Below are 527 nucleotides of genomic sequence, written 5' to 3' on the forward strand. Positions count from 1 at the left end.
TGTTCAGGCGACGATGTTGGGTCTTAATGACATTTTTTGGCTCTCCGCGGTCATTTTCATAGCGATCGTGCCTCTGATCTGGGTGACGCGGCCTACGCAAGATGCCAGTAACAGCGCGGTCGCGGCGGGGGGACATTGAGGTCGACCGAGGCAGCGGCAAAATGAGAACATATTTGGCGATCGCAGTCCCAACGCCTGCCCGAAGAATACGCCTCACATTCCAGCCCGGGCAACAGACAATCCTTAGCCTCGAGACTCTCCGATGACCTGGTCGCGGTATTTCCGCAACTTCTCCAGGCCGGTGGCAGGGTGCTCGTACTGGTAGAGCAAGCTACCGTCCAAAAGGTCAATGGCCTGACAGCAAAGGCGCTCGCAGAGCTGGAGGATTCCGCCGACGATCTCTGTGCTCGCCCGTACGTGAAGTGCCAGGCTTTGCACCGAATCGTCTTTTCCGAGGTTGAACTCAATCGAGCCGAACTCGCCGTCGTAGATGCCCAACCGGGATCATTCCAGTTCGTGCCTGGAAG

The 527-nt window shown here is 57.5% G+C and carries 1 protein-coding gene; it reads right to left on the bottom strand.

Annotated features, from left to right (window positions below; translation table 11 throughout):
* Positions 1-243: 243 nt before the first annotated feature.
* Entirely contained in the window at positions 244-498 is a 255-nt protein-coding gene (locus U5A57_RS41360; RefSeq protein WP_321918107.1) for a hypothetical protein, read from the bottom strand.
* Positions 499-527 lie beyond the last annotated feature (29 nt).

It is taken from the genome of Paraburkholderia sp. J11-2 (assembly GCF_905220185.1).
GTDB lineage: Bacteria > Pseudomonadota > Gammaproteobacteria > Burkholderiales > Burkholderiaceae > Paraburkholderia.